The organism is Tenacibaculum sp. M341, from assembly GCF_004337695.1.
GTDB lineage: Bacteria > Bacteroidota > Bacteroidia > Flavobacteriales > Flavobacteriaceae > Polaribacter.
This window is the reverse complement of the sequence record NZ_SJXJ01000003.1, coordinates 353,387-373,210: the sequence shown is the minus strand read 5'-3', so window position 1 is coordinate 373,210 and position 19,824 is coordinate 353,387. Positions and strand designations below refer to the sequence as shown.

Annotated in this window: 18 protein-coding genes and 1 tRNA gene; 17 read left to right on the top strand and 2 right to left on the bottom strand. The window is 31.1% G+C overall.

The features are described from left to right. Window positions 1–191: 191 nt before the first annotated feature. Window positions 192–262: transfer RNA gene (locus tag EYW44_RS05250), tRNA-Gln, on the bottom strand. A gap of 209 nt (window positions 263–471) precedes the next feature. Here EYW44_RS05250 and EYW44_RS05245 point away from each other — a divergent pair. The 6 genes from EYW44_RS05245 to EYW44_RS05225 all read left to right on the top strand — a co-directional run bounded on the left by EYW44_RS05245 (window position 472) and on the right by EYW44_RS05225 (window position 7,256). After that, on the top strand, window positions 472–3,636 hold the full coding sequence (locus EYW44_RS05245) for a glycosyltransferase family 117 protein (protein ID WP_132722625.1): 3,165 nt from the start codon (window positions 472–474) through the stop codon (window positions 3,634–3,636). A 315-nt stretch (window positions 3,637–3,951) separates the two neighbouring features. Next, entirely contained in the window at window positions 3,952–4,557 is a 606-nt protein-coding gene (locus EYW44_RS05240) for an N-acyl amino acid synthase FeeM domain-containing protein (RefSeq protein WP_132722624.1), read from the top strand. 26 nt (window positions 4,558–4,583) lie between these two features. Next, complete coding sequence (locus EYW44_RS22690) at window positions 4,584–4,715, top strand: hypothetical protein (protein ID WP_256369367.1); 132 nt, start codon at window positions 4,584–4,586, stop codon at window positions 4,713–4,715. 41 nt (window positions 4,716–4,756) lie between these two features. Beyond that, window positions 4,757–5,059, top strand: coding sequence for a LuxR C-terminal-related transcriptional regulator (locus tag EYW44_RS05235; protein ID WP_132722623.1), 303 nt, complete (start codon window positions 4,757–4,759; stop codon window positions 5,057–5,059). A gap of 189 nt (window positions 5,060–5,248) precedes the next feature. Next, window positions 5,249–6,421, top strand: coding sequence for a hypothetical protein (locus tag EYW44_RS05230; RefSeq protein ID WP_132722622.1), 1,173 nt, complete (start codon window positions 5,249–5,251; stop codon window positions 6,419–6,421). A gap of 64 nt (window positions 6,422–6,485) precedes the next feature. Beyond that, on the top strand, window positions 6,486–7,256 hold the full coding sequence (locus EYW44_RS05225; protein ID WP_207893750.1) for a ThiF family adenylyltransferase: 771 nt from the start codon (window positions 6,486–6,488) through the stop codon (window positions 7,254–7,256). A gap of 89 nt (window positions 7,257–7,345) precedes the next feature. Here EYW44_RS05225 and EYW44_RS05220 read toward each other — a convergent pair whose 3' ends face one another. Further along, window positions 7,346–8,110, bottom strand: a complete 765-nt coding sequence (locus tag EYW44_RS05220; protein ID WP_132722621.1) for a response regulator transcription factor — start codon at window positions 8,108–8,110, stop codon at window positions 7,346–7,348. Window positions 8,111–8,433: 323 nt separating this feature from the next. Between EYW44_RS05220 and EYW44_RS22685 the strand changes: the two genes are divergently transcribed. The 11 genes from EYW44_RS22685 to EYW44_RS05180 all read left to right on the top strand — a co-directional run bounded on the left by EYW44_RS22685 (window position 8,434) and on the right by EYW44_RS05180 (window position 19,742). Then, a complete protein-coding gene (locus EYW44_RS22685) occupies window positions 8,434–8,559 on the top strand; it encodes a hypothetical protein (RefSeq protein ID WP_256369366.1) in 126 nt (41 codons plus the stop codon). An 82-nt stretch (window positions 8,560–8,641) separates the two neighbouring features. Continuing rightward, window positions 8,642–8,767, top strand: coding sequence for a hypothetical protein (locus EYW44_RS22680; protein WP_256369365.1), 126 nt, complete (start codon window positions 8,642–8,644; stop codon window positions 8,765–8,767). An 81-nt stretch (window positions 8,768–8,848) separates the two neighbouring features. Then, window positions 8,849–8,974, top strand: a complete 126-nt coding sequence (locus EYW44_RS22675) for a hypothetical protein (protein ID WP_256369365.1) — start codon at window positions 8,849–8,851, stop codon at window positions 8,972–8,974. Window positions 8,975–9,142: 168 nt separating this feature from the next. After that, window positions 9,143–10,051 carry a TOMM precursor leader peptide-binding protein gene (locus EYW44_RS05215; protein WP_132722620.1) on the top strand — a complete coding sequence of 303 codons (909 nt, stop codon included), beginning with the start codon at window positions 9,143–9,145 and terminating at the stop codon, window positions 10,049–10,051. 11 nt (window positions 10,052–10,062) lie between these two features. Further along, entirely contained in the window at window positions 10,063–11,364 is a 1,302-nt protein-coding gene (locus EYW44_RS05210) for a YcaO-like family protein (RefSeq protein WP_132722619.1), read from the top strand. A gap of 56 nt (window positions 11,365–11,420) precedes the next feature. Beyond that, window positions 11,421–12,263, top strand: coding sequence for a SagB/ThcOx family dehydrogenase (locus tag EYW44_RS05205; protein WP_132722618.1), 843 nt, complete (start codon window positions 11,421–11,423; stop codon window positions 12,261–12,263). 7 nt (window positions 12,264–12,270) lie between these two features. Beyond that, a complete protein-coding gene (locus EYW44_RS05200; protein ID WP_132722617.1) occupies window positions 12,271–13,656 on the top strand; it encodes a hypothetical protein in 1,386 nt (461 codons plus the stop codon). Window position 13,657: 1 nt separating this feature from the next. After that, entirely contained in the window at window positions 13,658–14,857 is a 1,200-nt protein-coding gene (locus EYW44_RS05195; RefSeq protein ID WP_165872160.1) for an aromatic ring-hydroxylating oxygenase subunit alpha, read from the top strand. Then, window positions 14,793–16,091: an MFS transporter gene (locus EYW44_RS05190; RefSeq protein ID WP_132722615.1), complete on the top strand. Its 1,299-nt coding sequence runs from the start codon at window positions 14,793–14,795 to the stop codon at window positions 16,089–16,091. The genes EYW44_RS05195 and EYW44_RS05190 overlap by 65 nt, the downstream gene beginning before the upstream one ends. A 156-nt stretch (window positions 16,092–16,247) precedes the next feature. Next, window positions 16,248–18,686: a LodA/GoxA family CTQ-dependent oxidase gene (locus EYW44_RS05185; RefSeq protein WP_132722614.1), complete on the top strand. Its 2,439-nt coding sequence runs from the start codon at window positions 16,248–16,250 to the stop codon at window positions 18,684–18,686. 21 nt (window positions 18,687–18,707) lie between these two features. Then, window positions 18,708–19,742 (top strand): NAD(P)/FAD-dependent oxidoreductase, encoded by a 1,035-nt coding sequence (locus EYW44_RS05180; protein WP_132722613.1) that lies wholly within the window; start codon window positions 18,708–18,710, stop codon window positions 19,740–19,742. Window positions 19,743–19,824: the final 82 nt, after the last annotated feature.

Here is a 19,824-nt window from a genome sequence, read left to right as displayed (position 1 = left end):
GAATCTTTTAATGCTAAAATAAAAGCGTTTAGAGCTCAATTTAGAGGAGTGAGAAATGTAGAATTCTTTCTATACAGATTAACACAAATTTTTGCTTAACCACAACTTTTAGGAATGATCCAAAATAATTCTGCAGACATCTAAAAAGATATTAAATAAAAAAAGCTTCCAGAAAATCTAGAAGCTTTTTGTTGGCCTACAAGGACTCGAACCTTGAATATCGGTACCAAAAACCGGTGTGTTACCATTACACCATAGGCCAATACCTTAATTGCGGGTGCAAATATAGAACATTTCTATATACACACAAAACTTTTTTTTATTTTTTTATTTTATCCTTTTAACAGAACTTTATCAACACCAACAATTCAATCTTTTAACTTTGCTTTTTGATTAAATAAAATATTTTGTTTTACGTACTGCTTTTAACTTAAAATAGTACATTCGCATTGATTTTTGGACATTATAATTATGAAAGACTTTAATTTCAAAAAGTGGGATATTATTCTTGGGTGGTTATCATTCGCAATTGCACTTATTACTTATACTTTAACATTAGAACCTACAGTTAGTTTTTGGGATTGTGGTGAATACATTTCTACTTCTGTAAATCTTGAAGTAGGGCATCCACCTGGCGCTCCTCTTTTTCAAATGCTTGGTGCATTTTTTGCCATGTTTACTAGTGATCCTAGTCAATGGGCTAAAATGGTCAACTTTATGTCTGGCTTGGCAAGTGCCTTTACAATATTATTTATGTTTTGGACCATCACTAATTTAGCCAAAAGAATTGTCATCAAAAATAATTCTTTAGAATTAGGAGAAAAAATTGCTGTTTTAGGTAGTGGTTTAGTTGGTTCTTTAGCGTATACTTTTTCTGATAGTTTTTGGTTTAGTGCTGTAGAAGGTGAAGTGTATGCGATGTCTTCTTTTTTAATGGCTTTACTTTTTTGGTTAGGACTTCGTTGGGAAGGAGAAATGCTATCACCTAGAGGAAACAAGTGGCTATTATTAATTAGCTTTGTTGTAGGTTTATCTTTTGGAGTACACATACTATCATTATTGGTAATTCCTGCAATTGTAATGCTATATTACTTTAAGAATTATGAAAACAAAACATTAAAAACAACCGCCATTGCTACTGTAGTTTCTATTTTAGTTTTAGCTTTTGTATTTAAATTCCTTTTCCCTTTTACTTTAAAATTCTTTAGTGTTTCTGAATTGTTCTTTATCAATTCTATTGGGCTTCCTTATAATTCTGGAACTATTATAGCAGGTATTATTTTAATTGTTCTTTTTTATGTTGGTTTAAATTACACTAGAAAAAAACAGTTAGTAACTGCTAATACCGCTATTTTATCTGTTTTATTTATAATGATTGGTTTTTCTTCTTGGTTAATGTTACCTATTAGAGCCAATGCGGATACTATTGTAAACGAAAATAATCCATCGAGTGCCAGAGAACTTTTAGCATATTACAATCGTGAACAATATGGTGATGCGAATGTATTTTATGACAAGTACTACTCTTTTGCTTATAAGAAAGAACAAGAGAAAACTATAGATGAATACGGTGACTTAGTTGATGTTTATAAAGACGACAAACCTAAGTATGAAAAAATTAACGGTAAATATGAGATCGTTAATCAATATAAAAATGTAATTCCAAAATGGTCTAGCAAACACAAAGGTTTTATTCCTCGAATGGTAGATCCTGGAGCTGAGCAATACTACAAGCAAATAGCAGGTATTCCGATGTCTAGTACCAGAAGACCAACTTTTGCAGAAAATTTACGTTTTATGATCAGCTATCAGTTTGGTTATATGTATGGTCGTTATTTTATGTGGAACTTTGTAGGTCGACAAAATGATGTACAAGGACACCTTGACAATAATGGTAATTGGTTAAGTGGTATTAAGCCTATTGATAATTTATTTATCGCTCCACAAGATAATCTTCCAGATGAAATTAAAAATAACAAAGGAAGAAATACATATTTCTTTTTACCTCTTATTTTAGGTATTATCGGATTATTATACCATGTAAATAAAGATAAGTACAATTGGTACGCTTTAGCATTATTCTTTGCTTTTACTGGTTTTGCTATTATCTTTTACACTAACCCAAAACCTTTTGAACCTAGAGAAAGAGATTATGCTGTAGTTGGCTCTTTTTATGTATTCGCCATATGGATAGGTTTTGGTGTATTAGCTATATACGAATACTTAAAAAATTATGTAAAAACTCCAATGATGGCAATGGCTGTTTCTGTGGTTTCTTTATTGGCTGTTCCAACATTAATGGGATTCCAAAACTGGGATGATCATGATAGAGCTGATAGATACATTGCGCAATTAAATGCACAAACGTACTTAGAAAGTTGTGATCCGAATGCTATTATTTTTACTATTGGTGATAATGATACTTTTCCGCTTTGGTATATGCAGCAAATTGAAGGTGTTAGAAGAGATATTAAAATTATAAACACTAGTTTATTTGCAACTGATTGGTACATAGATCAAATGAAGAAAAAAACATATGATGCAGATCCAATTCCGTCAAAATTAAAACACCATCAATATAAATATGGAACTTTAGATATTGCTTATCATTTCCCACATCCTAAATTAAAAGATTCTGTACTTCCTTTAAAGTCTTTTATGCAATGGATTGCTAGCGACAATGAAGCTACTTATTATGAAACTCAAAACAATTTAAAGGAAAAGATTTATCCAACTAATAAAATAAGAGTTCCTGTAAACAAAGAAAATGTTTTAAAATATGGTATTGTAGCAGCTAAAGACGCTGATAAAATAGTTGATTATATAGATATAGAAATTGACGATGCTATTACTAAAAACAGAATATTAATGCTTGATATTCTTAACAACTTCGATTGGAAACGTCCTATCTACTTTACTGGAGGAGCAAATGCTGACGAAGAGTATATTTGGTTGAAAGATTACTTACAATTAGATGGTATGTCGTTTAAATTAGTTCCTATTAAAACACCTATTGCAGGTAAATCTATGTTTGATATGGGAAGAATTGATCCTGAAAAAATGCTAGCCAATGTTGAAAAATGGGATTGGAAAACAATTAATAACGGTGAAATTTACTTAGATGAACAAAGTAAGAGAAATGCAATTTCATTAAGAAATAACTTAATGCGTTTATCTGAAGAGTTTTTAGTACAAGGTGATACAACAACGGCTAAAGATGTTTTAGATTTATCGTTACATAAAATGCCTATTAAAGATTTTGGTCATTACAGTATTTCTTTGGGATATCCTGAATTGTATTACAAAATTGGAGATAAGGATAAAGCTCGAATGACTGCTGAAACTTTAATCGATATCTTAAAACAGCGATTAGATTATTATTACACTTATGAAAATCCTAACTATGTAGCTGACGATATTGAAACAAGCTTGTACATGTATAGAAACTTGCTAGATCAAATAGGTCGTTTTGATGATGATGAATATTTTAAAAGCATTCTTTTAGAATATTTAGAAAAAGAACGATTATTTATTCCTGATAGTGGTACTGAAGAAGAATTAGAACTTCTAGATTCACTTGAATCTGCCACCCAAAAAGAGTTAGATACCATACAACCTATTGACTCTACAAAATAAAAACACAAAACGAGATTAGCTTTTAAGTTAATCTCGTTTTTCTTTTGTTTTGCATCATTCTCCTTCTCTATTTCTCTTCTAATTATACTTTTCACCTTAAAATCATCAATTTAGATACCTTTTTAATTATCTAAAAACTCCTTTTTAAACTAATATTCTTTACAAATTCTCTACTAAAGAATAGCTTCTACTAAACTAAAGGTTAGAAGACTCCTCCCTCTAGGGGTAGAAGTTATATTATTTGCCTGATAACTAAACACAAGTGTAGTGACTTATAGACTTTTAAAGTTTAGGTTTGTTAAAAAACAACACAAAATGACAAACGTACAAGTACCTTTCACTTCTCCAAGAGAACATCAAATTCATGAACTTGCGAACTTCATAGTTTATGAAAACTACAAGCATCATTCACAAACAAAACGCGAGTATAATTTTGAAAAAAGTGTAGATGAAATTCTTCAAGAAGAAAAAAAGTTTTTTAAAGACTCTAAAATTTTTACTGTAAGAGACAAGTCTAATCAAATTGTAGGCTGTATTAGAACTTTAAATTGGAACTATTATGATGAATTACCAATGCAAAAAATCTTTGGTTTTAATCCTATCTTAATTCCAAAAGTAGCAACATCCAATCAAGTTATCCACATTGGAAGATTTGCCGTAAGCAAAAATGCAAAAGACAAAAATTTATTTAAAAAATTAATGCTTCATGCTATTAAACAAATTTGCGATCACAAACTTAATATTGGATTAGCTGAGTGTGATTCGAAATTATTAAGAATAATGAATCTTTTGGGCATTAAAGCAAAAAGAATTGGCAATCCTAAAATGTATTTAGGTTCAGAAACCATACCTATTACTATTGAATATATTGGTGTTATCGATTTTTACCACAAAAACAAACACTTAATTACTGCAAACTAACACCAACCTCCTATAATTTACCTATAATGAAAGAAAAGAAACAACAACCAAAAACCACTTACACTTCTGAGTTCACAGAAGATATTCAAAACATTATTTCAGATGTTTTTAACTATTCAGACATGCTGAATATAGATTTCGAGAGTTTAGACCAATAAACTCAAATAAAAAATAAGTCACCAACTATTAATTTCAATTTATGAACTCACAAGAATTAGCATACTCAATTAAAAGTTTAACCCCTAAAGAGAAAAGTATTGTAGAACTAATTGTTTTAGGAAACTCAACCAAACAAATAGCAGAAAAGCTATTTAACAGTAAAAGAACAATTGATACTCATCGTCAAAATATTGCTGTCAAATTTAATAGATGCGGACAAGGGCGACTATTTCTATTTTTAATAGAAAATAAAAGCCGTATTCTTAAAATGCTTGCTCCTACTACTCCACCCGCATTTATAAACAACATGAATCAAAGCCAATACGATTCATTCTCTTATTAAAATTTCTGATACCATAAAAACTCAATATTGTCAACTTCTAAAATAGAAGTTAATAACATAAACACACGTTAAAAACACAGGTGAATAAATTCATTTTTTAAGCTCTAAATAGGTATAAACACTTAGAAAATTAACAAAAGACCTAACAATATTTGCATCAGAATATTAACAAAAAACTTTTTAATTATTATGAAACACTTAACCTTTTTTTCAACCCTTTTTGCTACGATTTTACTTTCATCGTGTAATTCTGAAGAGATCGTCAATAATGACGAACCTACTTCAAGTTTAGAAAAAACCTTAAACATCTCTGACGCTAATATTGAACTTTCTGAAGGGGATTTTCTATTAAACATTGAAAATAACAACGGGCAGGAAACAATTGTAAATTTAAGCACAGCCTTAAACAAATCAATACCGCAAAACAAAACCTCTAATAATGACAATATTGATGGAAAGTTAAACATTACTATCAATAACCAAGAAGAAGAAATTTTCTACTACAACTACAACCCAAGAGGAAACAAAAAAGGTAGAATCGTTTTCTTACCTAGAGAAGTTACAGAATACATTCCTTTAGAGGATGGAAGTTATAGAACTGTTGAAGAAACTTTTACATACAATAACCAAAACTTACTACTTAACTACAACAGAACAATTACACCACCAGATAATAGAGAAAACTTAAAATCTATTAACCAACGTGTTATTTGGAATAACGGAGTAATTAGAAGAATTAACCAAAGATCTATTTTTGCTGATAATAGCAGAGAAAAGTTCAACATTATACCACGATACAACGACGGAAGAATAAATACATTTTTGTTCAAACAAAACAATATTACAAAACAAGAAGAAGTAATTACTTTTCAACCTAATGGCGATGTAAATTACAAACAAAAAACAGTTTTCTCAGCAGAGGGTACACCTAGTCAAATTACTTTTAATCAATTTTATAAAGACAACGAATCTAACATTAAAACAATTGAAACTAGTAATGTAAATCCAGCTACTAATGTAAAAGGAGATGTTAACTTCACATTAAATGTTGAGCATGAAAACAGAAAAAATTATGCTGTTGATTTAATTGCTACTTCTCCTTTTGTTGGTCTTTTTATTCAAAGTCCTGAGTTTTATTCTGGAAGAAAAAATAGAAAATATTTAACTCAAGAATTTACAATTCCTACTGGTGATGTATTAAGCAATAGAATAGATGCTCGCACAAAATACAATGCTAAAGGATACCCTGTAATAAGCTCGTTAGAAAGTAATTTAAGAAACGTTACTAAAGGCTTTTCTATATCTTCTAATCAATCTACTAAAAGATACAGATACACTATTGCTATTGTTTTTGAAGATTAATCACATCTCTCAAGTAGTCCCTTAATATTTAACCAAATAAATACCTCCTTAAATATAATTTTGAATGAACACAATAAACGAAAAATACGTTAGAAACAGCATTTACATTTCTAATGAAGAACAAGAAGTAATTAAAAACTACCCTATATTTATTGGTGGTGCTGGAATAGGCAGTTTAATTGCAGAATGTTCTCTTAGACTAGGTTTTGAAAACATTACCATTGTAGATGGCGATACCGTTGAAAATTCAAATTTAAACAGACAAAATTATATAGAGGATGACATTAATACTGCTAAAGTTGAGGCTTTAAAAAACAGACTACATGCTATAAATTCTAATGCTAAAATTAAAATTTATAAAGAGTTTATTACTCCTAGCAATATAAAAGCTATGCTAAATAATGATACTGGGGTTGCCATAAATGCTCTAGATTTTTGCTCAGATATTCCTTTAGTTTTTGATCGTTTTTGTCAGAAAAATAACATTCCTGTTTTACATCCTTATAATATCGGGTGGGGTGGATTATTAACGGTTATTATGCCGGACGGAATGAATATTGAAAAGATATTTAACGACTCTGAAGAAATAAACGAACTAGAAATTATAGAGTATGCTAATCAACATTTAGATTTTTGGCAAGAAAGTCAACCTTGGATTGGAGATATTCTGAATAAATATAAACAAGAAAAGGAACAACTTTCCTCTACGCCTCAATTATCAATTGGTTGTTATGCTGTGGCAGCTATGTGTGCAACTACTATTTTTAAAATTGCCACTAACAAACCGGTAAAGGCTTTTCCTGAATTTTATATTTCTAACGACATGTACAGTTAGTTTTTCTTGAAAAGTATATTCTTATTTTCATAGCAAAAAAAGAGTCAGAAGTTGCCTTCTGACTCTTTCTATTATAAAGATTTTGATTTTTAAATAAGCTTATTATTGATGGCGCACATTATTGCTTCAGAAATATTAGAAACTTCTAACTTATCGTAAATTTTTCTCCTGTGAAACTTTACCGTATCTGAGGTTACATATATTTTTTCTGAAATTTCATTAATCGTAAATCCACGAGCTGATAACTGTAAAATCTCTTTCTCTCTATCTGAAAGCTGCTTTTTTTCTTCTGTCTTCCAAACATTACATTGTAAATCGTACTTAAAAATTTTACTATTACCTTTTTTATATATTTTAATATTACCCGATTCTTTTTCTGTTGATAACGACACAATACAGATAGACTTCCATATTTTTCCATCATGTGTTAAAAACAAAGGCGTTAATTTCTGGTTGATTAAAATATACTTGTTTTCATTCTTTCTCTTCAACTTAAAATCATATGATATTGTGTATCTTTTTCTTTCTTCAATTGATACATTATCATAAAACTCAAAGCCAATTGTATTAATTTTTGATAATAAATTTAAATCTTCTTTTTCAACATTTTTAAAGAAAAACGCATATCCCATTTTTCTTACTTCTTCGGGAGTATGTCCGCACAAAAACAAAGGGTTGTCCGACACATATTCAAACCCTTTTTGTATGTAATCTATCACATAAATACTTTTATAAGTTGTTCTAGAAAAAGCCGCTATTGTTTCTAAATAATTGGTCATTTGAATATTTTCATATTCAGAAACACCTTTAGCCATGTTTTTGTTGTTAAAAAATAAGTCTATCTCATCTTTCATAAGTCCGGTTTAATTGAGGTTAAATATCTCGTTTGAGTCGGCAGTTTCTTCATAATCATACATTTGAAAACGTTAAAATAAAACAATTAAACGTTAAAATGTTTAATATCTAACAACAGTCCTTGCCTACAAATCGCCTCAACCCTACGTTACACAAGGCTTTTAGCAATATTTCTATTTGAAGCTAAAAAACTCAAAACCAATCATAAACCTTCTTTTAATATTTACAAACCAGTGCTAACAATTAAGTATATACACTTATTCACAGAACATACTCTCCATATACCTTTGAAACCAGATAAATATTTAAAATTTAATTTATTATGAACACAATTCAAGTAAAAACAATTAATGCTTACTCTTCTCAACAAGGAGTAGCTGTAGTAGAAGGTTTAGACAACACTTTAGTAGCTGGTGCATGTAGCTCTAGTTCATCTTGTTGTGGATAAAACCTAACCAAAAGACTCTTAAAACTTCTGAGTCTTTTAAAAAAAATCTAATCATTTATTAATCTTTAAAAATTCATTTATTATGAACACAAATCAAGCAAAAACAATCAACGCTTACTCTTCTCAACAAGGAGTAGCTGTAGTAGAAGGTTTAGACAACACTTTAGTAGCTGGTGCATGTAGCTCTAGCTCTTCTTGTTGTGGATAAAACCTAACCAAAAGACTCTTTAGCAAAGCTTTGGAGTCTTTTGTAATCTAATCATTTATTAACATCAAAATTCAATTTATTATGAACACAAATCAAGCAAAAACAATCAACGCTTACTCTTCTCAACAAGGAGTAGCTGTAGTAGAAGGTTTAGATAACACTTTAGTAGCTGGCGCATGTAGCTCTAGTTCATCTTGTTGTGGATAAAACCTAGCAAAAAAGAAAAGGCTTCGATAAACAATTTTAAGAAGCCTTTTCAATTATTACCAATTATGGTGATGTAGGTTGTTCAACAAGCCATAAACACCAACTGATTCTTTTTGAAACTTACAACAACCATCCTCTTTATTTTCAAATCAATAAACTCATAAAATCATGCAACAAGGTATTAACAACTTATCTTTACACCCTGATATACAATGGATCAAAAAAGAAAAAGAACTTCTTCAAATCCGTCAACCTAATGGAGAGCATATTACGTTTGATAATCATGTAGAAGATATTAGTAATGTTTTAAATCTTTTACAAGGCACTTATACAAAATCAACTCCAGTAGATGAAGATATTATGCGCCAAGTAATTGAATTATTAATTTCTAAAGGTTTTTTAGTAGACTCAGCTTACTCTAAATCGCAATTTGAAAGAATTGCCGATTTAAATAAAAATAAAGAAATTAAGTATAAAGAATCAAAGCTTCCTAGATCTGTTTTTGTTACTGGAGAAGGAAAATTATCAGAAATACTTCGAGAGTCTTTAGCAGCAACCAACATAAAAATCAATAAAGCTAATAATCCAAACTCTTTAAAAGTTGTCATTGCTGATCAAGATAATCATGAATTTTTAAGAGCAGAAAATAAAAAGTCGGTAAACGACAATCAATTCACAATATTTTTTAGATGGACTGGTGGTAAATTTAGAATTGGACCTCTTCTTTTACCAAATGAAAGTGCTTGTTTAGAATGTGCTTACCAAAGAGAACTGGGCTCTAGCCTTTTTCCGAATGAAATGAATACTTATTTAAATACTGAAGCTACTAGTTTTCCTAATTATGAAGGAGGACCTGTTTTAGATAGTTTAGCTGCCTCTATCATCATAAGACAAATCATACTAATTTTAAGAGGAGACTTTGATTTATTAGGTACTTCTAATATCATTACCATAGACCCACTTACTTTAAACGTAAAACATTCTTCTGTATTAAAATTACCTCGCTGTAAAGTCTGCGGAAGTGAATCTCATTCACCTTCAAAGAATTTACACGATCTGATTAATGAAACCAATTAATTACACGAGCAATGGATAACAATTTAAAACAATTATTGGATAAAGTACTCGATGTAGATTTTGGAATTATTCGATTTATTAAAGAAGCTCCAATATCTCCAGATGAGCCAAACATTTTTATTGCAGTAACCGAATTTCAAGATCCCTTTATTATTGCTCCAGCCAACAGAGAAAATTACTCTATGGAAAGAAAATCTGCAGGTGCTGCTTTAGATAGAGAAACTGCTATATGGTCTGCTGTTGGAGAAGGCATTGAACGTTATGCAGGTGCCATTTATGATCCTGAAACCATTCTATGGAGTACCTCTAACAATTTAGAAGAAGGTACATTTGTTTCTCCTAACGACTTTGTTTTGTTTTCTCCAGATCAATACAAAGAAGCCGATTTTAAATACAATGCTCACAATCCTGAAACAGAAATTGGTTGGGTAAAAGCACAATCTTTAAATCAGCAAAAAGAATTTTACTTTCCTGCTTCTTTGGCTTATTTCGCATACAAACACAAACATGAATCTGAATACATTACAGATTCTTACAGTACAGGCTTAGCATGTGGCCCTACAAAAGCTTGGACTATTTGTGGTGGTATTTATGAGGTTATTGAAAGAGATTCGTATTCTTTACACTGGGCAGCAAAACAATCAGCAAAAAGAATTCCTATAGAACAAGCAATTAAACACGCTTCCAATTCACTACAAAAACTACTAACCTTTTCTGGTGTAGAACTTTTTATTGGTGATATTACTTCTGATTTAGGAGTTCCAACTATTTTAACTATTGCACGCCAAAAAGGAAAACCTGGTATTGCTTTGGGAGCCTCAGCTAATATCAGTCCTAAAAAAGCTTTAGAAAAAGCGGTAATTGAATGTTTTCACACCCTTAACTGGTGTCAAGAAATGAGACACAGACCCACTGCTATTAAAGAAGAAGATGTACAACAATTCTCTGATCATGTAAAATATTACCTAAACAGAGAAAATGAAAACAAAGCTGCTTTTTTATGGACTGGTAAAGAAACCTCTACTCTATTTGATGCTGAAGAATTATCATTTGAAAACCAGGAAGAAGAAGCCAGCTATGTTATTAATAAACTTTTTAAACTAGGACATAGTTCTTTTTTAGTAAACAACACTCCTAGTGATATTAAAAGCTTAGGCTTACATGTAAATAAAGTGGTGATTCCAAGCTTACAACCAATGTGGTGTGGTTATAATAGGGTTCCGCTTGACAGAAGAAGGTTTGAAGAATTTTTAAATCATATTAAAAAAGACATTAATACACCTATTAATACTGACATTCATCCTTTTCCGTAGGCTAAAATTCAATCAACCTTTTTTCAAAAAAATTATAACCTATTAAAACACCTAAGATGCGCTCAAAAAACCTAGCATATTATTTACATAAAAATGAACAGTCTTTAGATTTTGATCAAAAGCAAACGTTTAGAGATTTGGTAGAAATATTTCATGAAAATTCTAAAATGACCACCGTATGGAAACCATTTTTAGCTAAATCTATTTCTCATCATTTAACAAATGTTACTCAAATCTATTTAGATTCAAAAAACAAGAAAAAATATGTATTTGAATCTGAAGAAAAGCTTCCTACACCATCAACATATACCCATTCTTTTGATGATGTTATACAAAAGCGTTCATCTAACATGGTGTTTAAAAAAGAACCATTATCAAAACAAACAATCTCTAATTTACTATCAAGTTTAAGAGTTACAAGATCTGGACAATCTAAATTCAATGAAAAAGCAATCATAAAAAGACGTACTTATGCTTCAGCTGGTGCCTTATTTCCTGTAGAGATTTATGCACTTATTCCTAATAACAATTTTACTGAATGGGATAGTTACAACTATGATCCTAGAAACCACTCTATCACATTAGTAGACAGCAACATTAAACATAAAAAAGTAGCACATGCTTTTCAATTAGATGCTACTAAAATACAATGCGGAGCTGTCATTGTCCTTTCTGGAATTTTTAATCGAAGTGTTAATAAATACGGTCCTTTAGGCTATCGATTTTCTCTTATTGAGGCAGGTGGAATAATTCAACAACTTGGTTTGGCTTGTGCAGATATGGATTTGAACGGACTTACCTGGGGCGGTGCTCTTGATTATGATATGAATCAATTAATCAAAATAGACGGACTGGAAGAAAACTATTTAATCAGCTTTTTAGTAGGACTTCAAAAATAAATAAATCATGAATACACTAAACTCAATACAAAAACCAGAAGAATTATTTACACTGTTATGCGAAGCTTCTGCTAACAAACAATGGGATACTGCTAGAGATATTGCTGAAGAAATTACCAATATTGGCGCTCAAGGTACTTGGTTAGATTTAGCTTATGATTTAGCAGATGGGTTAAAAACTATTTACAAAGCGTCTGATCATATATTTTCTGTGGAAAATCCATTGTCAGAAGAACACACTCAACTAATCATTGAGAGTCAACATTGGGTAAGCAACACACTAAATCTTCCTGCTCCAACATTAATTATAGAAGTTACTGCGGATGATGTTCCTACTCATGCTATTACTGGGTTTAACAACTTTGGTTTTATCGCAATCAATTCAGAAAGCATCAAAAACAAATCATTATTAGTACATGAAATCACCCATTGTTCTTTAATGTCTAGAGCTTTATTTTTAGATGAAGGCCTAGCTACTTTACTCGAATATAAATATAAACAAACAGCTATTCATATTGATGAAACAGATTGGAACCGACCAAGTTTAGCCGCTATTATAGAATCTGATTGGAGCTACGATCCTTATTTCTCTCACATTGCTCCTGTGGAAACTAATTTTGCAGAACCTATTGAAGGCGATCACAAAGCACATAAACTGGCTGCTTTTTTAGTTACAAAATTCATTCAAAATAAAGGGATGGAATATGTGGTTACTAACTGGAAAAAACTAAAACCTTCATTCAAAGACGGACGTACTTATGAAGTTATAAAAAATATGTTTGCTGTTGATTTATGGGAATTAGATGCTACACTATATCATTTCTCTGAAACTAAATATAGTTCAAAAACAGCGATTGAATTATTAGATATGGCTAAAAGAGCACTTGCCCTTGGTGATAAATCTATCATAACTCCGCATTTAGAAGAATTAAGACTAAGAGCTTTTCAAAACTTAACTAGCTTAAACGCATTGGTGAGAGCCTTGATTCTTTTTGGTATTAATGGAAATGACGATGCTAAAAATAAATTTTATAGAACGGAAGCTCTTGCCGCTATTAATTGGGCTAAAACAAGAGGATGTGACGAACAAGATTTAAGATTTTTTGAAGTGTACACTTATGTTTTTAAACTACGCAACGCTGCACATGCCATTAACATGCGTAAAATAGGTACTCAAACAAGTTTAGCTTTTGAAAAATTATTAAAAGATTATCCTAACGAACCAGAGGTTTTAATTACAAGTGCCAGAGCACAAATAAAAACATATTACGATATGCTTCCCTTGGATAGCTGGAGAGAAAAATTGACTAAAATTTCTACGCATAATTTATACGGAAGCGCAGCTGAACAATTGTTAAATGAAGATAGATTTTTATTACAAAAAACAAACTAACATGGATACACAATTAGATACTCTTGTTCATACACCGACAAAATCCTTACCAGGAAATTCATACACTGATCCTAATATTTTTAATATTGAAAGACGCTTTCTTTTTCGTTCGTTACCTGTATTAGCAATACCTGCTTGTTATTTTGATAAAAAAAGAAATTATACGGTTGTAGATATAGCCCATGAAAGTGTTATTGTTGCTAAAAATAAAGAAGATGAATATCAAGCAATGGCAAATACTTGCAGGCACAGAGGTAAGCGTTTACTTGATAAAAAAAATATAAACTCCAATGAAAGAATCAATTTAAAATCCATTGTATGCCCTTACCATGCTTGGAAATATAATTTAAATGGCGAATTGGTAATTGCTAGAGGTGATGAATCGAGTTTGTTAAAAGGATTGTGCTTAAAAAAATTAACTGTTGAAGAAGCTGGGGGACTTACTTTTTATCATGGTAAAAGCAGACAAATACCTCAACTAAAAGAATTGAATCGTGTACTAGGCAACTTTCAACTTCAAAACGGCAAACTAAATGCTACTAAAACTTACACTGTAAATGCCAACTGGAAATTATGGACAGAAAACTTTTTAGAATGTTGGCATTGTGCTCCAAATCATCCAGAACTATGTGAAGTAAAAGGATTTATCAATCAGTTTGAAGAAGGTAGAGAAGATTTATATATTCATGATGATTTAAACTGGAGGAAACAATCGGAATTACAAGGGTGGACACCACCAGAGGAAGTTGATTTTCTATCGGAAGGCGGACTTTTTTATTTTAATGTAGCCATGCCACTAGGAAAAGATAAAGAAACAGCTACTCAATCTGGTAAACAAATCGGACCATCATTAGGTAATTTAAACGGAATGAAAGGCGGAGCTATTTTTGGTTGTTTTGGTCCGTTTTTATTTTACGTTGCTTATGTAGATTACATTGTTCTTTTCACCATCAGACCTAAAACAGTAGATGAAACTGAAGTAGAAGTTTTTTGGGTTACACACAAAGATTACAATGGTACTAAAGATGAATTAACTTGGTTATGGGATACCACTTTACAACAAGATATTGTATTGGTAGAAGAAACCCAAAAAGGAGTTCAATCTTTATATTATACCCCAGGTCCTTTTCAAGCAGATGAATATAGAACACAAGCATTTACTGGCTGGTGGAAACAATGGTATCAACAAAATAAATCTTAGTAAAATGTCAAAAAACAGCAAACGAATACTCCTGTTACTTTTTATTACACTGTTTATAAATATAATGGGGTTTAGCTTAATCATTCCTATTAAGCCTCAACTTATTATGGATATTGCTAAAACCGACTTATCCAATGCAGCTATATTGGGTGGTTATCTATTATTTGGCTATGCTTTAGGACAATTTTTAATGAGTCCATTAATAGCTGCTCTATCCAATAAATATGGACGAAAAAAAATCTTATTGTTTTCTATTCTGGCTAGTGCCATCGATTTTTTAGTTATGGCATTCACAATGCACATGGAAATATTGTTTTTATCACGTTTTTTATTAGGTGTATTATCCGCTACTATTGCTACAGTAAATTTGGCTATTGTTGATATTTCTCCGCCTGAAAAAAGAGCTGTTAACTTTAGTATTATTGCCTCTGCAATTGGATTAGGTTTAATGGTTGGTCCGTTTTTAGGAGGAATTATTGGAGAATTCGTAGGTATTAGAGGACCTCTCTTACTTGGTGCTTTATTATTTACGATCAACTTAATATTAGTATATTATTTTGTACCTGAAACCTTAAAAGAAAAGAGTAAAGAACAACTGCAATGGAAAAAACTCACGCCTTTTGGTATTTTTAAAAGCCTTAAAAAAGCTACAAATCTTCCTGTACAATTATTAGGCGCTTCTTTTTTATATCAATTGGCTTTTCATTCTTTCACCTCTATATGGGCATATTATATGATCGATAAATTTAATTGGGGAGCTTTACAAATAGGCGGTTCTTTATTATTTGTTGGTTTAACAAATTTCTTTGTTCAAAATGTATTGATTCGCTTTTTACTTCCTAAGCTAGGAGAACAAAAAACGTTTTTATTGGGTGCTTCATTTATCATTCCCGCTTTTTTTGCTTATGCAACGGTATCAATTGATTGGTTTGTATATATCATCATTGTATTCGGAAGTTTGGGTGCTTTAATGAAACCTTGTTTACAAGCAATTATGTCTTCCTTTTTACCCTATCATAAACAAGGAGAGCTAATGGGCGTAATTACTTCTATCAATGGAATCTCTTTAATGGTTGGTCCTTTAATTATGACACAAACATTTTCATTTTTCAAAACAAATGATAGCTCATCTTTTTTAGGAGCTCCTTTTATACTCTCTATGCTCTTTGCAATTGTTGCCACTATAATCGTTTTAAGAGTATTCAGCAAAATGAAAATACAAAGCTTTGCTTAAAACAAACATTGCCAAAAACACTTAAAAGTTATTTTAGGTGTTTTTTAGTTGCGCTTATGCCTAAAAAAAGCGCTTTTAAGAAATTTAAAAAAATGCTGGTTTCATTTATCAATAATTTTATGAGTAGGATATAATCTAATTAAAACTTATACTACCATGAAACTACGTATTTACCCATCAATTGGTATTGCCAGACTAGGAAATGGACCTGCAACCAAAGAAGAAGTTGTTTTTACTCCTGAAATTCCTTGGAAAAACTTATATGACGAACAACTTGAGTTTCGTACTAAAGACGGAGCTTTAAAAAAGCAAGCACAACGATTTTATATTTACGAATGTGATGATAATGGTGTGCCTGTAAAAAAACTAGATCCTAGCACTTGTAACATAGAATGGTCTGTTGAAGTTGCCAATAAAAAACCTTTTTGGTACGACTTTAATAACAGCTTAGATTTATCAGTTAAATCTAAAAACGAAAACTTGAGTCCAAACTTTTTTGCTAAAGAAATTGCTCCAGGTATTAGTACTTCAAGAAGAAACCCAAATGTTTTAAATCAGAAATTAATTAATACAGGCGATACTGACTTTAGAAGAGAATTGGTAAACAGTCCGAAATTAGTTAGCGTAAGCGAAACTAACAAAAGACAAATGACTGGTGGAAAGTTTCCTTTTCCTCAAACAGAAGCAAACAACAGTCGTATTGCTACTGCCATGAAAACAAATGTAAAAGATGTAAACTTAGGAACGATTGAGCACGATGAAGGAACTTTAATTTTTTATCCAGCTGATGGAATTTCTGCGGCCTTAAACCCTTCTGATTTGAATACTGATTTTGCCGATAATTCAAATTGGTACGATGATATTTGTGATGGTAGGGTAACTGCGAGAGTTACCATTGGTAATACTATTTACGAACTAAACGATGCTGAATCAGCTGCATGGATTGCTACTGCTCCGCCAGATTACGCGCCTCAAATTCAGCCTTTAGCTACTATGTACGATCTTATTTGTGGTATTCATATTGATGAGAGTTCTGAAAAAACAGATTTCAGTGCTATTTTTCCAATATTATACAGATTATACAGAATGCAATGGGTGAATTTAAGTGATTTTTTATCTCCTTCTTTCAGAGAAACTATTGATCAAATTATAGCTAAAGGAGATTTTAAATTATTGTTTAGTAATTCTGATGAAGCTAAGCCTTTAAGAGAAAAAATATTCAATTCATTTAGAGATCCGTTATACAACTATAATAATGAACCTATTATTCCTAGTAAAAGCGTTACAGATATTACCAATATAGGAAGCGGTAACGAAGAAATTAAATATCCTTTTTATCCTGGTGATGGAATCAACTATCCTGGTAGTCCGGCACAATGGTTTGCCATTCCTCCTATTTTATATAATGAATTAAGAAAGTGGAGAGATGGAAATTTTTATTCTTTAGAAGCTGATGAAGATTTCACAAGCATGGAAGCTATCGGTAAATATTACCGAGATCATTTTATAAAAGCTGCTAATGATCCGACTAAAGAAGCTCTCTTAATGACTAGAGCTGTATTAGAAACTTTATACGGAGGTGGTTTTCACCCAGGTGTAGAGCTTACATGGCCAATGAGGCATAAAGAAATGTATAAAGAGAATAAAGAAGTGTATGCAAAAGTAAGCGATGACAACTCTCTTTTTGGACTTAGAGAAATTAGAGTGAATGCCGCTACTAAAGAAGAACAAGCTGAAATTTTTTACAACGACTTTGGTTTTCAAATGAATTCTGATGATGTTGCGGATTCTATCAAACCAAACAATACTAAAGATTGGTTATGGAAAAGTACACCAGGTGATTTAACGAAATGGATGGGAATTCCATGGCAATCTGATGCGGGAAGCTGTCAAAAAGTATTCTTAGACAGTCAATATCCAATTCCTGCTTGGTGGGCTGCAAACTTACCTGTAGATGTACTTACAGAAGAAAGTTTAGTTGCTATGCGCAATGCGAAATTAACACCTAATACAGTTGAATATTTATATGCTAACAGATCGCCTTGGTTAATGACTACAGATACAGGTTATGTTGGTTACCATGCTGAAGGTGGCTATATGAACGGTTTGATAAACATGGTGTATAAATGGAAAGATATTGGTGTGGTTGCTGCAAGAAAATCAAATGTAAATGGAGTACCAGAAACGGTATATGTATCTACAGAAAGTAAAGATGTAAAAGATAATATGTCGGTATTTTTAGGAAAGGCATATACGAATCAACAAGTGTCTACCAATCCTCCGAATATATTTTACTCAAATACCAGAGAAATGATATGGATTCCTGCTGGTAAAAAAGCATATTTAGCCTCTAATGAAGATGGAACTGGTGATGTATATGTAGATGATGTTTTAGAGTTAAATGTAAACGGAAAACTAGCAGTAACAGTCGATTTTAGTGATAATTGTAGTGGTAAAATTACTCCTACAAATCCTATTGATATTTCTGAATTCTTAGAAGCATACATTAATTCTTTTGTAAATATTGAAATCAACTATATTGATAAATGTGGTGGTGTAGAGTCTTCATCTGCATTTTACTTAGTATTCAAATAATTTTAAATTCCTGAGATTCTTATGAAAACAGATGTAGCAATTATAGGGAAAGGAATCTCAGGAATCCTTTTAAGTTTTTTACTAAAGCAAAAAGGAATTAGTTCTGTTGTTTTAGACAAAGGCACTAAAAACAGTACGCCTTTGGCTGAAACCCTACCTCCTACTACGCTTCCGTTATTAGCGCAGTTAAACTTATTAGACCTTTTTGAAAAAAATGCTTCTAAAACGTATGGATATCAATCTAAATGGAATGATGAAAAAATTACAGATCAGAGTTTTTTTAGTTACCGTTCTTTTAAATATGGATTTAAATTAAACAAACAAGTACTTTTACAACAGTTAGCAACTTCTATTACAGAAAATATTCTTCCATACAATGCTATTGATGATATCAACTTCAACAACAACTTAGTATCTATCTATACTAAGAAAGTAACTATAGAGAGTAATTTAATAGTGGATGCTACTGGTAGAAATAGAGGTTTATTAAAATTTTTAGACATTCCTTCTATTGATTACGATCACACATTTGCTTTTATTTGTTATGTTCCTAGAAATAATAGTCATTTAAAGTATGGATTTTTCACAGAAAGCTTTGACGATGGTTGGGGTACGGTTTCTGATTTAAATGAAACTACTCGAATTATTACCTTGTATACTTCTAAATCGAACTTTCAGTTTTCGCTTTTTAAATCTTTTGAAAATTGGAGACAGTTGTTAGCTAACACACTTGTTTTAAAGGCTCATTTACCTACTCAAGGAAACTTTAAAATAATAGGTAAAAAAGCAAACTCTTCTAAACCCTTACATATTACTGGTAAAAATTGGCTAGCTGTGGGTGATGCTGCTATTGCTTTTGATCCTATTTCTTCTCATGGTATTTCAAATGCTATTTTTTGTTGTAATAAAGCAAGCATTGTTATTGAAAAATTTATGCAAACAAAAAACAGTCATATTTTGAAAAGTGAATACGAAGATACTTTAGTTACTGTTTTTAATGAATATTTACTACAGAAAGAAAAGTTATATCCTGTTACCACTAGAGCTTCTGTCTAGTTTTTAAAATTCTTTTTCTCTCAAAAAAGTTGATGTGTTTTTTTGTATATTTCAAACAAAGAACATTGTAAATTGTCTTGAA